Genomic DNA, 19,558 nt, shown 5'->3' with positions numbered 1-19,558 from the left:
ACCATCAGGAACCCATCGTGACGCGTGGCGTGGCCTGCACTGTCTGGCCAACACGCTCGACCAACAAGGCCATCTCGTATCCGACCTGACCGATGTCGCAGGACGTGTTGGTCAGCACCGCAAGGTAAGAGCCGTCGCCGACTGCCATGAGTAGCAGGTAGCCGTGCTCCATCTCGACCACCGACTGCAAAACGGTGCCGCCCTCGAACAGGTTCGAGACGCCGACCGAGAGGCTGGCGAGTCCCGCCGTGACAGCCGAGAGCTGTTCGGCGCGATCGACGGGCAGCTGGGCGCTCGCGGCCATGAGTAGGCCGTCAGCCGAGACCAGGACGGCATGAGCTACGCCAGGAACCTCGTTGGCGAAGTTCGAAACCAGCCAATCCAGCTGACGATTCGTACCACCTAGATCGGGGTTCATCGGTCTCCTTTATCTCCGGTTAGGTTCGTTGCCTTCATTGCGCGGCCATCCCGGACGCCCTGCTGGTGACGACTCAAGCTGGACCTGATCGTTTCTGGATCGCGACGTGCCGCCCGATCCGCGACGCCGCTTACGGCGCCGGGGACCAGCCTTCCGCCCGGATTGCGTTGGGGCAACCCGGCGGCTGTCTTTGTTTCGGCCTGGGCTTCGCTCGCTGCGCGAGCCGCCTGCCATCCTTCGTCGCCCGGCGATTCGAAGGACGCGGCCACCTGGGACCGGTCCGGGTTCGGATCCGTCAGCCACGCCGACATCATTTCGGCGAAGATCGGGCTGTCCATGGGTGAGTTGGTTTCCGCCGCAGGCTGCAGCCTGGTCTGGAAGAACGACGCGGCCTTGCCCGTATCGGCCTTGAAGCTGTGGCGGCCGGGGTCGCGGCCTGCCAACGGCGCTCCGGAATCGGAGAGCGCGGGCTGTTCGCCGCTCGGTGGCTGCGGGTTGCCGCGCTCGCGCCGCGGCAGACCGAGGCCGGATGTCGATTCTCGTTGTGGCAGACCACCGGTGTTCGCGTCACGCTGCGGCAGACCGGGCGGCACCTGCGAGCCGGGCTGACGCTGCGGTAGATCGCCCAGCGCGTCCCGCTGCGGCAAGTTCGTCGCCGCAGGCTGACGCTGCGGCAAACCGCCAGTGTTCGAATCACGCTGCGGCAAACCACCCGTGTTCGAATCACGCTGCGGCAGACCACCCGCGCTCGGCTCACGCTGCGGCAAACCACCAGTGCCCGAATCACGCTGCGGCAAACCACCCAGACCCGAATCACGCTGCGGCAAACCACCAGTGCTCGGCTCACGCTGCGGCAAACCACCAGTGCCCGAATCACGCTGCGGCAAACCACCCAGACCCGAATCACGCTGCGGCAAACCACCCGTGTTCGAATCACGCTGCGGGAGGCCACTCGCCCCGGACTCCCGTTGCGGCAGACCGTTGGCACCGGGTTCCCGCTGCGGCAGACCGTTCAGGCCCGACGAACGTTGCGGCAGACCACCCGAAGCGGGATCGCGCGGCGGCAGACCGTTCGGACCGGAATCACGCTGCGGCAAACCACCCGAAGCAGGGTCGCGGGGTGACAGACCGTTCAGACCCGACTGACGCTGCGGCAGACCGCCCGTGCCCGAGTCACGCTGCGGCAGACCACCCGCGCTCGGCTCACGCTGCGGCAAACCACCGGTGCCCGAGTCACGCTGCGGCAGACCACCCGCGCTCGGCTCACGCTGCGGCAAACCACCGGTGCCCGAGTCACGCTGCGGCAGACCACCGGAACTCGGCTCACGCTGCGGCAAACCACCCGTGTTCGACTCACGCTGGGGCAGACCACTCGCACCTGGTTCGCGCGGCGGCACACCGTTCAGACCCGACTGACGCTGCGGCAGGCCAGTCGTGGTGCCCGGCTGACGCTGCGGCAAACCTCCGCTTGCGGAAGACCGTGGCACACCATTGGCGCCCGGCTGCCGCAGTGGCAGCTCACCGGAGTTCGCATCACGCGGCGGCAGACCCGTCACGATCGGTTCGCCGCCATCCGGCTGACGCGGCGGCGGACCACCCGGCGACACGCTGCGCTTGGGCAAGCTCGCCGCGGCGAGCTTGCCGCGCTGCGGACCGCTCGGCGCCTGTCCGGTTGTGGGGCGCAGAGACGGACCGCCCTGAGTCGAATTGGGGCTCAGGCCAGCGGACATCGTCGATCCAGGCGACCGCTGCGGCAAGCCACCGCCTGCCGCGACCGGACCACCGTCTGCGGGGGCCGGGCTGCTGACCGGAATCGGGCCGCTCACCCCGGGATCGACGGTGACCATCACATTGCCCCCAGGAGTCCTGGTAATTCCCCGCATCTGCATCGATGACGAACTCGCCTGCCGTTGTGGAGCACCGGCCGACACCTGGGGCGCGGCCTGCGTCGGCAGTGCGGATTGCTGTCCCTGTCCGATGACGATCAGGCCGACCGGCACATGCACGGTCACGGTGACACCCGGGTCGCGCGCGGTATCGAAGGTCGGCCGCAATCGGACCGTGAGTCCGTGCCGCTCGGCCAACCTGCCGACCACGAAAAGACCCATGTGCCGTGCGGTGTCGGGGCCCGGCTCGGCGGTTTGCTCCAGCCTGCGGTTGATATCGGCCATCTCCGAGGGCGGCATACCGATACCCCGGTCGGCCACTTCGATGAGCATGCCCTGGTCATGGGCCTGCGCGAAGGTGAATTTCACGTCTGTTTCGGGCGGTGAAGCACGCAGCGCATTATCGAGCAACTCGGCGAACAGGTGCGCCATATCCGAGGCAGCGGGTTCTTTCAGCGAACCGCGCGGTGTCGCACCGAGCTTGACGCGTTCGTAGTCCTCGACCTCGGAGATCGCGGCGCGCAGCACGTCGGCGATCTCGACCGGAGCGGACTTGGCGCGGCGCTGCTTGGTACCGGCAAGAATCAGCAGGTTGTCACCGTTACGACGCATACGAGCGGCAAGGTGGTCCAGCCGGAAGAGGTTCTCCAGCAGTCGCGGATCCTTCTCGTCGTACTCCATCGCCTCGATCAGCGTGAGCTGATGGTCGACGAGCGACTTGGACCGGCGCGCCAGGGTCTCGAACATGTCGTTGACCTGAGAACGCATCTGCGCCTGATCGCTGGCCAGACGCAGTGCCTGTCCATGGATGTCGTCGACGGCGCGGGCCAGCTGACCGATCTCCTCGGTGCTGCGCACCGGCATCGGCTCCAGCGGCACGTCCTCCGGGGAAGCGCCGTTTCGCAGCTGGGCGACCTCGTGTGGCAGATCGCTCTCGGCCACCCGCAGCGCAGCGAGGCGCAGCCGGTGCAGCGGCACGATCATCGAGCGCGCCACGAAGACGGCGAGCAGCAGCGCGGCGAGGATAGTGGCGATGACGACCGCGGTGTAGGTCCACGCGTCGGTGTTGGCCGTCGACACCAGCTCATTCATCGAGGAGTCGATGTCCTTGGTCGCCTTGCCGACGACGCGCTCGTAGACATCGAGGCTGGCGGTGAGCGAGTTCTTCAGGTCACCGACCGGGAGCTGACCGGATTGCGACTGCGGGGTGCTCAGCAGCCCGATTCGGGTATCGATGCCGGCCCGAACGTCGGCGATCGAGGTATCACCGTCGGCGAACCGGTGCGCGAGGACATTGAGCAGCGAGCGCTCGGTGTTCGCCGCGGTGAGGAAGGCCTGCACGCCGACCTGCGCATTGCGCAGGATTTCGGGGAACGCGGCGATCTCACCGACGAGCGAGGCGCGGGTGTTGAGCGAGTCGACAAGACGTAGCTTCGCCGTATCGATGGCGGGGTCGCTGACCTGGCCGACCGTGGACTCGACGATGCGCACGCTGTCGTTGCGGACCCGGTCGATCATCGCGATGATCTCGGTGCCCGACTGGGTTGAGGTGGCCTTACCCTGCGCACGAACGGCTTTTGCCTGGGTGAGCATGTTGTCCAGCGACGCGCGAGCGCCCGACACACCGTTCAGCTGGGGGCCAACTGCTTCCGCATTGCCGATGGCGGCATCGAGGTCGGCGAGGTTCTTGTCCGACACGATCGACGGTGCACCGGGGAACAGCGCGATCATCTGCGAGGCGGCGGTCGTCGCCGTCTGCGCACTGAGCGCGGTTACGGCCGGGATGGCGCCGATGTTCTCGGCGGCACCGGCGAGCCGGTTCGCCTCGGCGAACTCGGAAGCAATCCTGGACACGCCGAGGCCGACCGCGACTGCGAGCGGCACGGCCAAAACCGCCGTAACCTTCCAACGCAGGTCCCAGTTGCCGAGCGCCCAGCGTTTGCTGCCGGACCTAGCGGCGTCACGCATCTCCCACTCACTTTCCAAACTGGCCCCAACCACGCGCCATCAGCGAACCTCCACACTCGCATGCTGGCTCGACGGGCAGAGCTGGCCGAGGAACTGCGGCTGGCCGAGAAATTGCGTCTACGACTGCCCAAATAAGTGACATCAGATTCTAACGGATCAATAACTTCTTGGTTGACTCCGAGTAGGGCTACGAGCCTTGACCAGCCTGTTCCAGGCATAACCAGAGGTCGCGGCACCCACCCGGGCGTCGCGTGAAGTCTGCCACAATCGTCCTGATCTATCGAGGCGGGCATCGAGGCGAGGCTAGGGAGTCACCGGGTTGAACGCGAAGCACGAGTACCGACCGGTCTATCAGACCAGCTTGGTCGATCCGGCCGAGTTCTGGAGCAGTGCGGCGGAGGCGATCGACTGGGAGGTCGCGCCAACCCAGATCGTCGACACCGTGGCCCGCCCTGTGACCAGATGGTTCCCTGATGCTCGCCTGAATACCTCCTTCAACGCCCTCGATCGACATGTGCACGGAGACACCGCAATCGAGGAAGGCAGGGCCAACCAGCCCGCCCTAATATACGACTCCGCTATGACGGGCGCCAGAGGCGTTTTCACCTATGCCGAACTCCTCGAAGAGGTTTCCCGCTTTGCCGGCGCGATGGTCCGGCTCGGTGTCACCAAGGGCGACCGCGTCATCATCTACCTGCCGATGATCCCCGAAGCGGTCATCGCGATGCTCGCCTGCGCCCGTATCGGTGCGGTGCATTCCGTAGTCTTCGGCGGCTTCGCGGCGCCCGAGCTCGCGGCACGCATCGATGACGCGGCGCCTGTGTTGATCATCACTGCTTCCGGCGGTCTGGAGCCGGGCCGCCGGATCGACTACCCGCCGATCGTCTTGCACGCGTTGGATCTTGCCGAGACCAGCGCGCCGCGCAATGTCATCGTGAAGCAGCGCGCGCAGTTCCCGACGATCCATTTCCCCGCGCCCCAGCCCGCGACCGAATCACTACCCAGCTCCGCCCAGACCGTCGCCGCGCAGTGGCTGGATTGGGACGACGCGGTGCGCGATGCACCGCTCGCCGATCCGGTGCCGGTGGACGCCACCGATCCGCTCTACATCCTGTACACCTCGGGCACCACCGGTAAGCCGAAGGGCGTGGTCCGGGACAACGGCGGACATGCGGTTGCCCTGGCCTGGTCCATGCGCAATATCTACGACGTCGGGCCGGGACAGGTGATGTGGGCCGCCTCCGACGTCGGCTGGGTCGTCGGGCACTCCTACATCGTGTACGCGCCATTGCTGGTCGGCGCGACAACCCTCCTATACGAAGGCAAGCCGGTCGGCACCCCGGACGCGGGCGCCTACTGGCGCGTGGTGGCCGAACATCAGGTCCGCGTGCTGTTCACCGCGCCGACCGCGCTGCGCGCCATTCGCAAGGCCGATGCCGACGCCTCGCTGGCGCGCGGCCACGACCTGTCCTCGCTGCGCGCGCTGTTCTGCGCGGGCGAGCGGCTGGATCCGGCGACCTACGAATGGGCCACCGAGACCCTGCTCGCCGACCGGCCCGACTGCCCGGTCGTCGACCACTGGTGGCAGACCGAGACGGGCTGGCCGATCTGCGCGAACCTACTCGGCCTGCAACAGCTTCCGATCAAGGCAGGCTCGGCGTCGGTGCCGGTGCCCGGATTCCGGCTGCGCGTCCTCGACGCCGAGGGTAATCCGGTCGCACCCGGTACCGAGGGCAATATTGTCATCGGCCTACCCATGCCGCCAGGCACCCTCACCGGCCTGTGGCGCGATGAAACCCGCTTCGTCCGGTCCTATATGTCGGCCTTCCCTGGGCACTATCTCACCGGCGACTCCGGATATTTCGACGACGACGGCTACCTCTTCGTCCTCGGCCGCAGCGACGATGTCATCAATATGGCCGGGCACCGACTATCGGCGGGCAGCATCGAGGCCGCCATCGCGGGTCATTCGGCGATCGCCGAATGCGCGGTGATCGGATTGCCCGACGAACTCAAGGGCCAGCGGCCGATCGCGTATGTGGTGCTCAAGTCCGGCGTCGAGATCGACCCGGCGCAGTTGCGCGACGAACTGATCGAGCGGGTGCGCGAGCAGATCGGCGCCATCGCCACCCTGCACGATGCCGTGGTGGTTTCCGCGCTGCCCAAGACCAGGTCGGGCAAGATCCTGCGCAAGACGATCCGGCAGATCACCGCGGGCGACGCCTATGAGATCCCCTCGACCATCGAGGACTCCTCGGTGCTCGCCGCTCTGGAGCAGCAGATCGCCACTGCCCAACCGCCGTCGGCAGATACCGGCACGCCACTCGCGCCGAACGCGGATCCGGTTGTGCCGTCATAGATTTGCGTTCACCCGGCGTTAACATCCCTCAGAGGTTTCTCAGGGATAGCTCACCGATGTGCCAGCCCATGGCAATAGCCTCGAGACAGCGTCGAGACCACCGCTGACGTACCCCTCGAAGATCTGGAGCCACACTATGAAGGCCTTGCGCAGTCGACCCGCCTACACCGCATTCGCCGCGGGCGGACTCGCCACCGTCGCGATGTTCCTCGCGCCGACCATCGCCTCCGCCGACGCCATGACCGATATGGCCGCGCCGCTGCTGACCTCCGATTGCTCCTTCGCCCAGGTCGACGCTGCCCTGCATGCCAAGGCCCCGCAGCTGGCCTCGATTCTCGACTCGAACCCGAGCCAGAAGGCCGAGCTGCAGCGCAAGTTCGATCAGCCGGTCGAGCAGCGCCGCGCGGAATTCCAGCGCATCATCGACGAGAACCCGAGTGCGGCGCAGGACGCGCAGAACGATCCGCGCGCCTCCGGTCTGAGCGCAACGATCCGCACGGTCGCCGACTCCTGCCACAACTACTAGCCGGCACTCGCGGTTCGCCTTTTCGGATCCCGACAGGCTGCTCTCGTAAGTACATGGGTAACTCACCGGGCACGCCCCGAAACTCCGGCGGCACCCAACGCAGGACCTGACCACAAAACGTCGCAGCACCTGCTGGAATGGCCTGAATACCCGGAGAGGCGGAAGCGCACAATGAACGACGTGACGAGCGAGCGTACGACCCCGACCGTCCTTGTTGTCGACGACGACGAGGACGTGCTCGCCTCGGTCGAGCGCGGGCTGCGGCTGTCCGGCTTCCAGGTGCTTGTCGCCAGGGACGGCGCCGCAGCGCTGCGCAGCGTCGCCGAGCACGCACCGGACGCGATCGTGCTGGACATGAACATGCCGGTGCTGGACGGCGCCGGGGTGGTGACTGCACTGCGGGCCCTCGGCAACGAGGTGCCCATCTGCGTGCTGAGTGCGCGCGCCTCGGTCGACGACCGGATCTCGGGGCTGGAATCCGGCGCCGATGACTACCTGGTCAAGCCGTTCGTGCTCGCAGAGTTGGTGGCACGGATCCGGGCGCTGCTGCGCCGTCGCGCGGACGTGACCGCAACGGCCACGCCCGGTGCGGTCACGGTCGGGCCGCTGGAGGTGGACATCGCCGGGTATCGCGCCCTGCTGCACGGGAACGAAATCGAGCTCACCAAAAGGGAATTCGAGCTGTTGTCCACGCTCGCGCGGAATGCGGGCGTGGTGCTCAGCCGCGAGCGATTGCTGGAGTTGGTGTGGGGCTACGACTTCGCGGCCGACACCAATGTGGTCGACGTCTTCGTCGGCTATCTGCGACGCAAGCTCGAGGTAGGCGACACACCCCGGCTGCTGCACACGATCCGCGGTGTCGGGTTCGTGCTGCGAGCGCCCAAATGAACTCGAGCACAAGGTGACCGACTCTTCGCCCGCAGCGCCGGAGACCTCGTGGTCGCCGATTGCACCGCCTGCGCCGACGAAAAGGCGTCGCCGCCGGTCATTTTCGCTGCGCACCAGGGTCGCCGGGGCCGCGGCGGCGGGCGCAGTAATCATTGTGTCCATACTGAGCCTCATCAGCGTGCGCGCGATCGAACGCAACAATGTGGCACAGATAGATCAGCAGATCACCATCGTCTCGCGCATCGTCCTGCTCAAGCCCGAGCTGGCCGCCGGGTTCGTCACTATTTCCGGGCTGGACACCAACCTGGCGGTCACCGTCCGCGACAACGGCGTCGTCACAGCCAGTGGCCCGACCCAATTACCTGATCTGACACCAGGTTTCCACACTGCCACCGTGAACGGCATCCGCTATCGGATGCTCACCACCACCGAGAACCAACCGCCGGGCCGCACGGTCGCACTCGGCATCCCCGCCGCCGAAGCGGCCCGGGCAACCGCCGAGCAAAAGCGCTGGGTCCTTGCGGGCGCGTTGCTTGCCATCGCCGCCGCCGCCGCGCTCGGCTGGTTGCTCGCCGGACGCGCGGTACGACCGATCACCGACCTCACCCGCCAGGTCGGCGCCCGCAGCGGCAGGCCGGATCCCGATAATCCGCAATCACCGGTCGATGGCTCGGGTGTGCGTGAAGCAGAGGAGCTCGCCGAGGCGGTGAACACCATGCTGCACCGCGTGGACCAGGCGCAGGACGAAACCGCCGCCGCGCTGGAGACGGCACGTGATTTCGCCGCCGTGTCCGCCCACGAACTGCGTACCCCCCTCACCGCGATGCGTACCGATCTCGAGGTGCTGCGCACCCTCGACCTCGATGAAGCCCAGCGCACCGAGATCCTCACCGACCTTGCGCGCAGCCAAGGCCGGGTGGAAACCACCCTTGCCGCGCTCGAGCGCCTGGCCACCGGCGATCTCACCAACGAACGCGACCACATCGCCACCGATGTCGGCGACCTGTGCGACCAGGCCGCACACGACGCCATGCGGCATTTCCCCGGACTGACCGTGCGCATCGACACCGACGCCGAACTGGTGACCCTCGGCCTGCCCGCCGGGCTGCGCCTCGCGGTCGACAACGCGCTGAAGAACTCGGTGACACACGGCGGCGCCACCGAGGCGCTGGTGTCCGCGCATCGCGCACCCGACGGGCACATCGTGATCTCCGTTGACGACAATGGCAGCGGCATCCCGCTGGACGAGCGCGCCGCGGTGTTCGACCGTTTCTTCCGAGGAAGCCAAGCCAGCAAAGGCGGATCCGGACTCGGCCTCGCCCTGGTCGCCCAGCAAGCCCAATTACACGGCGGGCAAACCTATTTCGACAACGGCACGCTCGGCGGCATCCGCCTGGTCCTGCACCTGCCCAACCGCACCGCGCACTGAGCCGTTCCGATCACCGTCGCACCGGCACCTGCTGTGCGATTTCCAAATGACCAGTCGTGTGCGGCGCGGCGCACAATACGATTGTGTGATATGCCGCACACCGAATGCCAGGGGTGCGACAAGCGTTGTTCGAGTGAGTCATTGGCGCTGGACCGGTTGTCCTTACCGAATCCTCAGAGAAGTGCTATCCGTTGCGCCAATCGGCCGTCATAGCGTCTGCTGGTGTGATCGGAAAACGCGCCCGCTGGGCACTCCTCGCCGTCGGGATTGTCGCTGCGGGCGCGATCGGGGGCACCATCACGGCCTGCTCGCGCTCCGCTGCCGCACCGACCGGTATCGCCTTGGTCAACGCCGACACCGGGCCGACCGGCGCGCGCGTCGTGCAGGCGCTGGAGCAGGCGGGCGGCTACGAATGGACCGCAGCCAAGCCCGGGGAAGCGGATCTCGACGACTACGCCGCAGTGATCACACTGCCCGCCGATCTCACCGCGGCAATAGGCACGCTGGCCGGCGACCAACCCCAGCGCGCCAAGGTGACCGTGGCGACGCATAAAGATGCGGACTCGCAGTTGGTGAACGGCGCGGTGAACGAGGTGACGCATCGGATCGGTGCGGCGGGCGTCGATGCCGCACTGTCGGCCGTCGCCCAAGCACGCACCCAGCTCTCATCGGTGCAATTGACCACCCAGCTGCTCAATGCCGGGGTGAATGCGGCAGCCTCGGGTGCCGACCAGTTCAGCTCGGGGGCCGATCAGCTACTCGGCTTCCTGAGCTTCGCCAAAGAAGGCTCCGCACAATTGACTTCGGCGATCGCCATGCTGAATTCAACGGTCGACGGTGCGGCGGCGCAAGCAGATCAGCTTGCCTCGGCATTGGGTTCGACTGGGCTCACCATCGCCCAAGTCGAGCAAACCGCGAACACCGTGAGCGGCGGCCTCGATCAGGTCCTCCCACTCCTGCGCGCGCTGCCCTTCGCGGGCGATCCCCGACTTGCCGACATCATCGGGAAACTCGAAGCCCTGCGCAGCGTTTCGAGCCAGGCAGGATCTCAGTTGACCGGTCTCGGCAGCCTGGTAGGCGGCGCGGTGGACCCGAACACGGATCTGGGCACCCTGCTGCGCACCGTCGTCGCCCGATTGCAAAGCGCGAGCGCCCAATTGAACGAAGGCGCGAAACTGGCCGAGGGCCTCCCACAGCTCGCCGACCAGGGCGGCGCCCAATTGACCAGCGCCATCAGCCAAATGACCGCAGGCGTCACCGGCCTCCAGCAGATCGTCACCAACCTCGGCACCCAAACCGACAAGGCCATGGCCGCCCTCCCCCAGCGCAGCACCAGCCAGCAGGCCGCGCTCGCACTCGCACTCACCGATCCAGTCGAAATCGTCCACGAGTAACCCAGGATCCTCGACAGATCTTCGGCCCGGAATCAGTATGTTCACCGCGGCCGCCAGGCGGCCGCCACCGACGTCGTGCGCAGACTCTTTCCCCGCCCAACCTGGCGACGCAGGGTCGAATCTCCGAGGCGCTACGAGCGGGGTACGGCGGGCACGCACAACCGGCTCCGGCGAACTACCGCACCTTCGGTATCTCGACAGCAAGCGCAGGTCACACTACGAGGATGAGTGTTGTGGTGGCGATCGCCAGAATCGCAAGAACCTGTGCTGCTGCCGCGGCCAGCAGAAGATGAGCCTTGAGGGTTGTGCCTGCCCGGAGCGACGCGATCGTCTGTAGGTTGCAGAATGCCGTGATGTACCGGGCGTCCACTTCGCTGTCTGTCCAATGGTCGGCCAGCATCGATCGCATCGAACCGGTGGATGTCACCCGGTACCGCCAGCTGACTCCGGCGAGAACAGCGAGGACGGCAGACCCGAGCAGGGCGAGCATCGCCACACACAAGGCGACGAGTGCTCCGCCGGTCAGCGTGAAGTCCTTGCCCTTGATTACGGCGACTACTGCCAGCACGATAGTGACGAGCCCGGTCGCGCTCGTGACGGCTACCGCCGCACGGGTGTTGAGGACGTCGCGGCGGGAGTACTCGCGATCGAGCTGGTCATGGATGAAATCCGCCCACCCTGTGCCCTGCTCGGACACCGCCACTGCCTGCTACCTGGTCCTGAACAGTCTGTTGATGATTCGCTTCAAGACACCCGGGTTACCGGACGGCGGCGAACCATATGGCTGTTGGACCTGCTGCTGCGCCGCAGGCCCGTACGCGTTCTGGAACGTTATCCACCCCGTCGGGGGCGGACCACCCTCCTGCTGAGACTCAGCCGACTGCTCCTCGCTCGGGTCATATGGACCGCTCATCAGTTGATCGTCGCAATATTCGGTACACCGCACACGGTATTGCCAGCAACAATCTCGCAACGCAGTGATCTGCCGCGTCGGACTCGCCCGTAGCGGCGCTTATCGGTGGAGTACCCCGTACCCGCCCTCGTCGTCGTGGATCTGCACATGGTGGTGTGCTGTGTGCCGTGCCCTGTCACCTGTGCGCGATGCTGGGCTGCCATGTGAGGAAGGGAGTTGAACCCTCGCACTGCCCATCGTGCACCAGGAGGTGAGCCGAATACCCGTCGGCTCAGCGGGTTGCGCACGCCTCCGCGACAACTACCTGCTCCACCTCGCTGCGTCAGTCCAACAGCTCGACCTCCCAGTTGGCGCGCTGAATTCGCACGTCGAGTTCGCGAAGCTCCTTGGCAAGCTCATCGGCCTGCCCACGCAGCTCAGCAACAGGCAAGGCGGACAACATCTTCAGCTCGGACCGCAACTGACGCGCATAACCCGGCTGCCCCTTGCCCGAAGCCGCATCCGCCGCAGCGGTGACCACGGAATGCCGCAGCCGCAACGCATCCCGCCGCGCCAGCGCATCCGTCACCGTGCCGTCCGAGTCGATCCGCGCGGCGGCATTGGTGCGATTGATGCGCCGGATCAATGTTTCGTACTCACCGAGCACCTCGCCGACCTCGGCAAGCAGCCCCGCCGCATCCTCGGCAGGCTCCTCCCCCTCCTGATAGCGGGCGCTGCTCACGATGCGAGCGCGCAGCTGCTCGATCCGCCGCGCCGAATCCGCCCGCAACGACAATGCCTCTGCCAGCTTCACGACCCCTCCCTTCGATGTCGACCGCAAAGTGTGAAATATAGATCCCACTCCAGAACGAGTCACGCCAATTTCGTTGCGTGCGAAACAGGCCCAGCTCGAGGGGACCCCGAGCTGGGCCGGTTTGATGGTCGAACTCGCCAGAGCGTGCCGAGCAGAGGTGGCTATGGGCGATCGAACTTGCCGTCTTGGACACCGGCAGTGAAGGCAGACCATTCGCCGGGCGTGAAGACCAACGCAGCACCCGTCGGATTCTTGGAGTCCTGCACGCCAACCAGGCCCGCATCGAGGAACGCGACCTCCACACACTGACCATTGGACTCGCTGCGGCTGCTCTTGAACCACTCCGCCCCGGACAGGTCAATCCTCACGGCAAACCTCCTCGCGATCCACCTCAGCAAGTCCTTGCTCGGCACAGTCAACGCTACTCGCTTGACGGCCTCGAACACCTCACAAAACCCGCGCACCTGCTCCAAAGGGTCCTTGAAATCCGATTACCTGACAATTCGACATGCGCATGAAATAGGCCCGGCCCGAAGAAGATTCGGGGCCGGGCCTAGTCATCAGTCACACGGAGCGTAGTTACGGGGCGAACTCGCCGTCTTGCACGCCAGCAGCGAAAGCAGTCCACTCGCTGGGAGTGAAAACCAACGCGGGGCCGGCTGGGTTCTTGCTGTCACGCACTCCAATCAAGCCGCCATCGAGAAACGCGACCTCCACGCAGTCTTTGCTACCCGAGCTGCGCGTGCTCTTGCGCCACACCGCGCCAGAAAGGTCAACGTCGTATTTGTCGGTCACGCGACATACTCCCTTGCTACCTGTCGAATCAGGTTCCTACTTGCGGTTTCATCCAGCGATGCTTGCCGGACGGCCTCATGTGCCTCATGGTAGCGCTCAACATCGTCGTGCTTCTCCAAGTACATGTCCCCTGTGAAGCTCTCCAGATAGACGACGGACGGTTCTATCGGCTTGCCCGCATTGCGGGTACCGAAGTCAACAATGGTGAACGGGCCGAGCGGATCACCCAGCGGGATACCAGCCGCGAACGGAAGAACCCGGAGGGTGACGTTCGACAAGGTGGACGCATCCGCCAAGCGACGCAGCTGTGCGGCCATGGTCTTCGGACCGCCGACCAGCCGACGCAATGCGCATTCGAGGAGAACCACGTCCAGATGTGCTGGCTGACTCTTTCGGGTGATCAGCCCTTGCCGCTTCAGTTTCAGCTGTACACGCTGGTCTATCTCGGCATCGGTGTCATCGGGGTTGTTACTACGTGCAAGTACGCGAGCGTAGTCCGGAGTTTGCAGCAATCCCAGCACTACATCGGGAACGTACGAGGTCAGTCGGTACGCGGCGGCTTCCAGTCCCATGTAGACATCGAAGTTCGCGGGTATGAGATTTCCGTATTCATGCCACCAGGACTTGACGGCCGCCTGCTGCGCCAGTCCCATCAGGGCGGCCGTTTGAGTTTCGTCCGCACTGTAGATGCTGCACAGCTCTCGAACATCAAGCAGCCGAATCCTTTCCGCCTGCCCAGTCTCGAGCCGCTGCAAGGTGCTCGAGCCGCGTTCGATTCGTCGCGCCGCCTCCGGGATCGTCATCCCGGTTTGCGTCCTGAGATCGCGTAGGTATCGCCCGAGTTGCCGGCGCGGCAGAGTGCTCCCCGTTTCTTGCATGTCGTGTGCCCCCATCCTGGTTTTCGAATGCCCAGTTCATTGCATGAACCATCGCATGTCGAAGGGTTCGATCCTGCCGTTTTGGTCCAACTGCTGTGGGAAAACCAAAACTACGCAAGGCAGGCGGTTCACCGTGGTGTTCTGGGTTCGCGCTCCGAACGAACGGTCTTACCCCACCGGAAGTTTCGAGGCGCGCGCACTCACCCACCACCGAGGTCCTGGAGGTCGGCAGATGCCGAGCCAAGAGCTTCCCCAGCGAGAACCGTTCACCGGTCCACCAACCACCTACACAGGCGCACCAGCCGAGGTGCTCGAGCACTTCGCCGCCGCCATACGTCAATGGGCAGCCACGCCCACACCACCTCGGTGCCAGAGTATGCGTCCCTCCGGCACCGGACGCACCACTCACAGGGGGCGATGATGCGCCGAGATCGCTTGCGTACCACCGAATCAGCGGACGGCCGGAAGGTTGTCACCTGGCGGCTGGTCGGACACGATTGTCGGATTCTGCGTATCCAGAATCGGGCCGACGCCTCGGCGGCTTACCGGTGGCCGGGTGGCGAATCGCTGCCCCTCGCCGGGCCCGGCTTGGTGTTGTTCGATGAGTCGGCCGCCCCGGATCTCGCGACAGTCCGTGACGCATTCCCCGGTCACCACGACCTGTGGGACGCGCTGCGCGATGCCTATTGGGTGGCTCTGCTGAACATCGCTGATCTTCCCGCGTCGGCAACAGAAACCTAGGCCGATGTCCGAGACGGATTCGACACGGCGCGACATCGCCCCCTCGGTACAAGCGCTGCTCACGATCTTCCACGAAGACACGGCCCTGAAACTCGAACTGGCCCCGGCGGATAGCAAGCCGACCCTCTATCGGTCGGATGGTTCGTCTTGCGCTGTAGACGAATACGGATGGCCCGCGAACTCCGGCGAACCGGCCGAAGACGAATTGGCAGACCTCGAGCCGACCGCACCGGCCCTCGACCAACCGCCGCCGCAACGACCCAGCGGCAGTCCTCCCGAGTCAGCAACTCGGTGAGTGGCACATGGCTGCGGCGAACGTCCAGTAGCGCTCGCGGGGGTGTGCCCACTCGTTGCCTAGCGGTCGAGATTCGGTGCGAAACGACTGCGGCCCGTGTCCACCGAAGTGGAACACGGGCCGCAGTAAGGGTTTTCGCTCAGTTGGCGTTGAGCAGGTCGATCACGAAGACCAGCGTCTTGCCCGAGAGCTTGTGGCCCGCACCAGCCGGGCCGTAGGCCAGCTCCGGCGGGATGGTGAGTTGGCGACGGCCGCCGACCTTCATGCCGGGGATGCCGTCCTGCCAGCCCTGGATCAGGCCGCGCAGCGGGAAGGTGATGGACTCGCCGCGGTTCCAGGACGAGTCGAACTCCTCGCCGGATTCGAATTCGACGCCGACGTAGTGCACCTCGACGTTGCCGCCGGGCACAGCTTCGGTGCCCTCGCCCTCGATGATGTCCTTGACAACCAGCTCGGTGGGCGCGGGGCCCGCCTGGAACTCGATCTCCGGCTTGGTCATTCAGCTATCCCCTTCGATAGGTGGTGGGTGGGAAAATGTGATCAGCGGTTCGTGATCTCGTGGTAATCGCGGGCACCGTAACCGGTGTAGATCTGACGCGGGCGCCCGATCTTCAGTGGCTCGCTGTGCATTTCGCGCCAGTGCGCGATCCAGCCCGGCAGCCGGCCCATGGCGAACAGCACCGTGAACATCCGGGTCGGGAAGCCCATGGCCTTGTAGATGACGCCGGTGTAGAAGTCGACGTTCGGGTACAGCTGGCGCGAGATGAAGTACTCGTCGGTCAGCGCGGCCTCTTCGAGCGCCTTCGCGATGTCGAACAGTTCGTCGTCGCCGTTGAGCTTGCTCAGGATCGAGTCGGCGTGCTTCTTGGCGATCGAGGCGCGTGGGTCATAGTTGCGGTAGACGCGGTGTCCGAAGCCCATGAGCTTCACGCCGTCTTCCTTGTTCTTGACCTTGCGGATGAACTCCTTGACGTCGCCGCCCTGCTCCTTGATGCCGTCGAGCATCTCCAGCACGGCCTGGTTGGCGCCGCCGTGCAGCGGGCCCCACAGCGCGTTGATGCCACCGGACACCGAGGTGAACAGGTTCGCGTCGGACGAGCCGACCAGACGCACGGTCGAGGTGGAGCAGTTCTGCTCGTGGTCGGCGTGCAGGATCAGCAGCATGTCGAGCGCGGCGGCGATCTCGGGGTCGACCTCGTAGGGCTCGGCCGGGAAGCCGAAGGTCATGCGCAGGAAGTTCTCGACCAGGGACAGCGAGTTGTCCGGGTAGAGAAACGGCTGACCGACCGACTTCTTGTACGAGTAGGCCGCGATGGTCGGCAACTTCGCCAGTAGTCGAATGGTGGATAGCTCGACCTGCTCCGGATCGCGCGGGTCCAGCGAATCCTGGTAGTAGGCCGACAGCGCGTTCACCGCGGAGGACAGCACCGGCATCGGGTGCGCGTTGCGCGGGAAGCCGTCGAAGAACCGCTTGAGGTCCTCGTGCAGCAGGGTGTGACGGCGGATGCGATCGGTGAAATCGTCCAGCTGTGCCTGCGTCGGCAGCTCGCCGTAGATCAGCAGGTAGCTGACCTCGATGAAGGTCGAGGTGCCCGCGAGCTGTTCGATCGGGTAGCCGCGGTAGCGCAGGATGCCCGCTTCGCCGTCGATGTAGGTGATCGCCGACTTGGTCGGCGCGGTGTTCATGAAACCGGGGTCGTAGGTGACGTATCCCGTGCTCGCCAGCATTTTGCCGAGGTCGATGCCGTCATTGCCTTCTTTGGCTTCGGCAACGGTCATGGCATATTCGCCACCGGGGTAGCTCAACACCGGCTTGGCGTCGTTGATGTGGTCTTTTTCGGGCACAGAAGGATCCCTCTCAGGCTAGGACCGTCGGCATCGGGGTGCGTCGGCACGGCGGTGCTCTCACCTAGACGCTAGTCGTTGCTCGCACTGCCCGAGAACGAGGGTGCCCACCGGGCGAGCTCACAAACGTGATCTCCACGCGTGAGGTTTCGACACCCGTACCGATGAGTAGGTCGGGCGCACCCGCGCTGCGCGCAGCGTTCACTCGTTGCGCTCACTCACCGCAGGTACCGGCTCGGAGTGCGACCTGCTCACGGAAAAGCGAACGAAGGCAGGGAAGGCGAGCGCGGCGAGCACTACGCCGACGACGACCAGCACGCCACCACCCGCCGCTGCCACGGCGGTACCCAGGCTCGCCGCAGCAAAACCGTGGGCAACATCACCGATACGCGGACCGCCCGCGACGATGACGATGAACACGCCCTGCAACCTGCCGCGCATCTCGTCGGTGGCCACGGTTTGCAGCATCGTCACCCGCAGCGCGGCGGAGATCATGTCGACCGCACCACCGAAGGCCGAGCAGCCCAGCGCGATCCACAGGCCGAGCCCGAGACCGAGGCCGTGCCCGGTAAAGCCGACGGCCAGACCGAACCCGACCATCGCGAGTCCCCACAGTGCGATGCAGATCACTACCGCGAGGCCCTGCCGCCGGATGCGCGGGATCCAGCCGGAGAAGACGCCGCCCAGCACCGCGCCGACCGACATCGACGCGAACAGCAAGCCGAGCGCGACACCGCCGGTCGCCGGGTCGCCGAAAGTCTCCTGCGCGATCTGCGGGAACAGTGCCCGCGGCATGCCGAACACCATCGCGATCACATCCACCGCGAACGAGGCGAGCAGGATGCGCTGCGTCGCCAGATAGGCGAAACCGTCCAGGACCGTGCGGAATCCAGCCTTGGTCGCGGTACCGGTCGGCGGGAACGCGGGCAGCTTCCACACCGCCCACACCGTGGCGAGCAGAGCGACCGCATCGATCAGATACAGCGTGGACAGCCCGACCACCGGGATCAGCGCGCCCGCGAGGACCGGCCCCGCGATGGCGCCGACCTGCTGGACGGTCATGCTCAGCGAATTGGCCGCGGCGAGCTGTTCCGGCGGCAACAGCCGGGGAATGGTCGCGCTGCGAGTCGGCTGGTTCACCGCAAAAAAGGCCTGCTGCATGGCGAAAAGGCCGAGTACCACCCACACGTTGTCCAGTCCGGCGGCGGCCTGACCCCAGAAGGCCAGCGCTGTCACTCCGGTGCCCGCATTGGTGATGAGCAGCAGCTTGCGCCGATCCATCACGTCGGCCAGCGCGCCGCCCCACAGGCCGAACACGATCAACGGCACCAGGCCGAACAGCCCGGCCAGACCGACATAGCCCGAGCTACCGGTGATCTGATAGATCTGCTGCGGTACAGCAACCACCGCCAACTGCGCCCCGATGACGGTGACGACGTTGGTCGACCACAGTCGCCGATAGTCCGGATAGCGCAGCGGGGTCGTGTCGGCAAGCAGCTTCACCGGCGAGAGCGTATCGAGTCGAACCCGGCCGGCTCGACGCGATATTCATCACTTGTTCACGGTTGCAGGCGCTGCACCTTCATCCCGTCGCTGTCGATGCGGACCCGGATCCGGTTGTGCAGCCTGCTGCGCCTGCCCTGCCAGAACTCCACCTCATCGGGCCGCAGCAGATAGCCGCCCCAGTGCGGCGGCACCGGAATGTCGTCGACCTCCGCGAAGCGAGCGGTGGTCTCGGCGAGAATCCGATCGAGCTCGGCCCGCGATCCGATCGGCCGCGACTGCTGGGAGGCCCACGCACCGAGCTGGGAGTCACGCGGTCGGGAGCGCCAGTAGACGGCGGTTGTCTCGGCGGGCACCAATTCGACCGTGCCGCGCACGTGCACTTGCCTGCCGAGCGCAGGCCAGACGAAGGTGGCGGCCGCGAACGGGTCGGCGGCGAGCTGGGCGCCCTTGGCCGAGTCGTAGTTCGTATAGAAGGTCACGCCGTCGGGCGACAGCCCCTTGCACAGCACTGTTCGCGCGACCGGCCGCGGACCGGCATCGGTCAATGCCACGGTGGCGAGCACCATCGCATTGGGTTCGGCGATGCCAACGGCGGTGGCCTGTTCGATCCAGTGGCGCAGCAGCGGTTCCCACCCGCCCGCCAACCAGGTTTCGTCCAGATCGGTGTCTTCACCACTGCCGAACGGGATGCCGCCGTACTCGACACGCATCGCCGCCAGGTCGCTGGCTGCCCGCAGCACGGCCGGATCCGTCGATATTCGCGCCACCGCGGCAGCCGTGGTTGCGAGGTTTTCGGCCGTTTCCTGGCCGGCAGATGAATTGTCCAGGTCACGCATGGGCCAGACGTTACTCCGCGGTAGCAAGGAGCTAAGGTTTTCGTGATCGGCATGTGCTGGGTGAAACACATCCCTTTCTCCCCGCGAG

General features: G+C 65.8%; 18 protein-coding genes. 7 read left to right on the top strand and 11 right to left on the bottom strand.

Features of this window, described 5'->3' with window-relative positions; all coding sequences use genetic code 11:
• Positions 1 to 4: 4 nt before the first annotated feature.
• Together OHA42_RS08945 and OHA42_RS08940 are read right to left on the bottom strand one after the other, a co-directional pair.
• On the bottom strand, positions 5 to 418 hold the full coding sequence (locus tag OHA42_RS08945; protein WP_011207200.1) for a roadblock/LC7 domain-containing protein: 414 nt from the start codon (positions 416 to 418) through the stop codon (positions 5 to 7).
• Positions 415 to 4,272, bottom strand: a complete 3,858-nt coding sequence (locus OHA42_RS08940) for an ATP-binding protein (RefSeq protein ID WP_406236090.1) — start codon at positions 4,270 to 4,272, stop codon at positions 415 to 417. Before OHA42_RS08940 ends, OHA42_RS08945 begins: the two co-directional genes overlap by 4 nt.
• Positions 4,273 to 4,591: 319 nt before the next feature.
• Between OHA42_RS08940 and OHA42_RS08935 the strand changes: the two genes are divergently transcribed.
• The 5 genes from OHA42_RS08935 (at position 4,592) to OHA42_RS08915 (ending at position 10,868) form a co-directional block, all read left to right on the top strand.
• On the top strand, positions 4,592 to 6,631 hold the full coding sequence (locus OHA42_RS08935; protein ID WP_406236088.1) for an AMP-binding protein: 2,040 nt from the start codon (positions 4,592 to 4,594) through the stop codon (positions 6,629 to 6,631).
• 136 nt (positions 6,632 to 6,767) lie between these two features.
• A complete protein-coding gene (locus OHA42_RS08930; RefSeq protein WP_406236086.1) occupies positions 6,768 to 7,157 on the top strand; it encodes a hemophore-related protein in 390 nt (129 codons plus the stop codon).
• Between the two features lie 171 nt (positions 7,158 to 7,328).
• Positions 7,329 to 8,045, top strand: coding sequence for a response regulator transcription factor (locus tag OHA42_RS08925; RefSeq protein WP_406236084.1), 717 nt, complete (start codon positions 7,329 to 7,331; stop codon positions 8,043 to 8,045).
• A 58-nt stretch (positions 8,046 to 8,103) separates the two neighbouring features.
• Positions 8,104 to 9,474, top strand: a complete 1,371-nt coding sequence (locus OHA42_RS08920) for a sensor histidine kinase (RefSeq protein ID WP_406239232.1) — start codon at positions 8,104 to 8,106, stop codon at positions 9,472 to 9,474.
• A gap of 224 nt (positions 9,475 to 9,698) precedes the next feature.
• Entirely contained in the window at positions 9,699 to 10,868 is a 1,170-nt protein-coding gene (locus OHA42_RS08915; RefSeq protein ID WP_406236082.1) for a hypothetical protein, read from the top strand.
• A 211-nt stretch (positions 10,869 to 11,079) separates the two neighbouring features.
• On the opposite strand, the gene OHA42_RS08910 is transcribed toward OHA42_RS08915, so the two are convergent.
• The 5 genes from OHA42_RS08910 to OHA42_RS08890 form a co-directional block, all read right to left on the bottom strand.
• Positions 11,080 to 11,571 carry a hypothetical protein gene (locus OHA42_RS08910; protein WP_406236080.1) on the bottom strand — a complete coding sequence of 164 codons (492 nt, stop codon included), beginning with the start codon at positions 11,569 to 11,571 and terminating at the stop codon, positions 11,080 to 11,082.
• A 532-nt stretch (positions 11,572 to 12,103) separates the two neighbouring features.
• Positions 12,104 to 12,574 carry a DIP1984 family protein gene (locus tag OHA42_RS08905; RefSeq protein WP_406236078.1) on the bottom strand — a complete coding sequence of 157 codons (471 nt, stop codon included), beginning with the start codon at positions 12,572 to 12,574 and terminating at the stop codon, positions 12,104 to 12,106.
• Positions 12,575 to 12,735: 161 nt separating this feature from the next.
• Positions 12,736 to 12,942 (bottom strand): DUF397 domain-containing protein, encoded by a 207-nt coding sequence (locus tag OHA42_RS08900; RefSeq protein ID WP_406236077.1) that lies wholly within the window; start codon positions 12,940 to 12,942, stop codon positions 12,736 to 12,738.
• A gap of 211 nt (positions 12,943 to 13,153) precedes the next feature.
• Positions 13,154 to 13,369 (bottom strand): DUF397 domain-containing protein, encoded by a 216-nt coding sequence (locus OHA42_RS08895; protein ID WP_406236075.1) that lies wholly within the window; start codon positions 13,367 to 13,369, stop codon positions 13,154 to 13,156.
• Entirely contained in the window at positions 13,366 to 14,172 is an 807-nt protein-coding gene (locus tag OHA42_RS08890) for a helix-turn-helix domain-containing protein (RefSeq protein WP_406236074.1), read from the bottom strand. The genes OHA42_RS08895 and OHA42_RS08890 overlap by 4 nt, the downstream gene beginning before the upstream one ends.
• A 510-nt stretch (positions 14,173 to 14,682) precedes the next feature.
• Here OHA42_RS08890 and OHA42_RS08885 point away from each other — a divergent pair.
• Together OHA42_RS08885 and OHA42_RS08880 are read left to right on the top strand one after the other, a co-directional pair.
• On the top strand, positions 14,683 to 14,988 hold the full coding sequence (locus tag OHA42_RS08885) for a hypothetical protein (RefSeq protein WP_406236072.1): 306 nt from the start codon (positions 14,683 to 14,685) through the stop codon (positions 14,986 to 14,988).
• Between the two features lie 4 nt (positions 14,989 to 14,992).
• Positions 14,993 to 15,283: a hypothetical protein gene (locus tag OHA42_RS08880; protein ID WP_406236070.1), complete on the top strand. Its 291-nt coding sequence runs from the start codon at positions 14,993 to 14,995 to the stop codon at positions 15,281 to 15,283.
• Between the two features lie 139 nt (positions 15,284 to 15,422).
• Here the strand turns inward: OHA42_RS08880 and OHA42_RS08875 are convergent, their stop codons facing one another.
• The 4 genes from OHA42_RS08875 to pdxH all read right to left on the bottom strand — a co-directional run bounded on the left by OHA42_RS08875 (position 15,423) and on the right by pdxH (position 19,470).
• Complete coding sequence (locus OHA42_RS08875) at positions 15,423 to 15,782, bottom strand: FKBP-type peptidyl-prolyl cis-trans isomerase (RefSeq protein WP_379059133.1); 360 nt, start codon at positions 15,780 to 15,782, stop codon at positions 15,423 to 15,425.
• Between the two features lie 41 nt (positions 15,783 to 15,823).
• A complete protein-coding gene (locus OHA42_RS08870; protein WP_406239230.1) occupies positions 15,824 to 17,062 on the bottom strand; it encodes a citrate synthase in 1,239 nt (412 codons plus the stop codon).
• Between the two features lie 267 nt (positions 17,063 to 17,329).
• A complete protein-coding gene (locus tag OHA42_RS08865) occupies positions 17,330 to 18,631 on the bottom strand; it encodes an MFS transporter (protein WP_406236067.1) in 1,302 nt (433 codons plus the stop codon).
• Between the two features lie 56 nt (positions 18,632 to 18,687).
• The gene (pdxH, locus tag OHA42_RS08860; RefSeq protein ID WP_406236065.1) at positions 18,688 to 19,470 is read right to left on the bottom strand and encodes a pyridoxamine 5'-phosphate oxidase; all 783 of its coding nucleotides are present in this window, start codon (positions 19,468 to 19,470) and stop codon (positions 18,688 to 18,690) included.
• Positions 19,471 to 19,558: the final 88 nt, after the last annotated feature.

The organism is Nocardia sp. NBC_01009, assembly GCF_045208035.1.
Taxonomy (GTDB): Bacteria; Actinomycetota; Actinomycetes; order Mycobacteriales; family Mycobacteriaceae; genus Nocardia.
The sequence above is the reverse complement of the archived record's forward strand: the minus strand, read 5'-3'. Positions and strand labels throughout refer to the sequence as shown.